Below are 1,926 nucleotides of genomic sequence, written 5' to 3' on the forward strand. Positions count from 1 at the left end.
TTGCTGTCCGAGGGCCGTTCCGCCATTCGCGAGGTGCCGCAGGGGCGCTGGGGGTATTCGAGCGGCTTCTATGCCGGATTGCTCGACGACATCACGCAGTATGACCCGTCGTTCTTCCATCTCTCGGAGGAAGACGCCAAAGCGATGGACCCGCAAGCCCTTCTGGTGCTGGAAGAGAGCCTCAAGCTCTTGTGCCACGCCGGCTACACCCAGCAGGAGGTCAAAGGCCGCTCGGTCGGTGTCTACCTCGGGGCGCGCAGCAAGCACTCGCCGAGCACGGCGGATCTGGGCGAGACGCGCAACCCGATTTTGGCTGTCGGACAGAACTATCTGGCGGCGAACATCTCGCAGTATTTTGACTTGCGCGGCCCGTGTGTCGTAGTGGACACCGCTTGCTCCTCCGCTCTGGTGGGGATGAACATGGCAGCGCAGGCGCTTCAGAGCGGGGAGATCGAGTCGGCGATCGTCGGCGGGGTCTCTCTGTTGACCACCGATGAGACGCACCGCATCTTTGAACAGCGCAACATCCTGAACCGAGAAGGGGCGTTCCACCTCTTTGACCGTCGAGCGGACGGCATCGTGGTCGGGGAAGGGTGTGGTTTGGTCTTGCTGAAGACGGTGGAGCAGGCTTTGAGCGATGGCGATGCGATCTACGCCGTCATCAAAGCGGTCGCCGTCAACAACAACGGACGGACCGCCGGACCTGCCACCCCGAGCCTTGAGGCACAGAAACAAGTGCTGCAGGCGGCGCTCCGAAAAGGCGGGGTATCGCCTGAAGCGGTTCGCTATATCGAAACAAACGGTTCGGGAACGGAAGTGACCGACCTCTTGGAACTGAAGACGATCCAATCGGTGTATCGCGCTTCCTCGAACCTCCCGCTGGGATTGGGGTCGATGAAACCAAACATCGGGCATCCGTTGTGCGCGGAAGGGATCGCCGGATTTATCAAAGTCGTCTTGATGCTACAGCGCCGGCAGATGGTGCCGTTCCTGTCGGGCGAAGAGGCGATGACGCATTATGATCTGCAGGCGTCGCCGTTTGAGATGGCCCGTCAACTCATGCCTTGGACGGACACGGCTCGCATGGCGGCGATCAACTGCTTTGCCGACGGCGGCACCAACGCGCACGTGATCCTCGAAGGCTGGGAAGAGTCTGAGGAGCGTTCGATCCTTCGCAAGCCGATTCCGCTTCCTGTCTTGCAGCGCCGCGATGTGAGTGGGCGCGGACAGGGCGAACGGGCAGAGAGCGCGATGAATATCTGGAAGCAAATTGGAGTTGAGGTGTAACATGGAAGATCAAATTCTAATCGGCAAGGATCATCCGGTCGTCAAGCATCACAAGGCCTACGGTCAAGAGCTGTTTCCGGGATTTGCGTACATCGATCTGCTCTATCAGCTGTTTCGAGAGCGGGGCTATGATTTCGCACGGCTGGAGCTTCTCAATCTTTCCATTTATAACCCGCTGGTCGTGGGGCAGGATCTGAACGTCCTGCTCCGCGTTCAGTGCGACGAGACGGAAGCCGGCCGCTGGCAGATTCGCGTGGAAGGGCAGGAGCAGCGCAAGGGGGTCTTGTCCCCGGAGCGCAAGTTGCACATCACGGCGGAGATGCATCTGTGCGATCCGCTGACGTTCGACGAGGTTCTTAATATCAGCCGGATTAAGCAGACGGCCGCGCGCTCGGTATCGCTTGATTCGTTTTATGCGCAGTGCCGCCACCAAGAGCTCGTGCATACCGGGTTCATGCTGGCGGACGGCGTGGTCTATGAGGGCGAGAACGGGGCGTCTTACATCGAGATCGCGCTGGGGGACGAGGCGCGCCGCAGTGCGGAGGGCTTCATGTTCCACCCGACGCTGATCGATGGCAGCGGCGTTGGCACCGGTGTCTTGTTCGACAACACGAACGAGGAGGAGCAGCGGCTGTTCCT

General features: G+C 60.3%; 2 protein-coding genes. Both read left to right on the top strand.

Going from position 1 to position 1,926, the window contains the following annotated elements:
• Positions 1 to 1,287, top strand: a 1,287-nt coding sequence (locus L696_RS28490; protein WP_162472168.1) for a polyketide synthase, incomplete at its 5' end; no start/stop codon positions are given.
• A 1-nt stretch (position 1,288) separates the two neighbouring features.
• Positions 1,289 to 1,926, top strand: a 638-nt coding sequence (locus L696_RS28495; RefSeq protein WP_155985365.1) for a hotdog family protein, incomplete at its 3' end; no start/stop codon positions are given.

It is taken from the genome of Paenibacillus maysiensis (genome assembly GCF_000520815.1).
Classification (GTDB): Bacteria; Bacillota; Bacilli; order Paenibacillales; family Paenibacillaceae; genus Paenibacillus; species Paenibacillus maysiensis.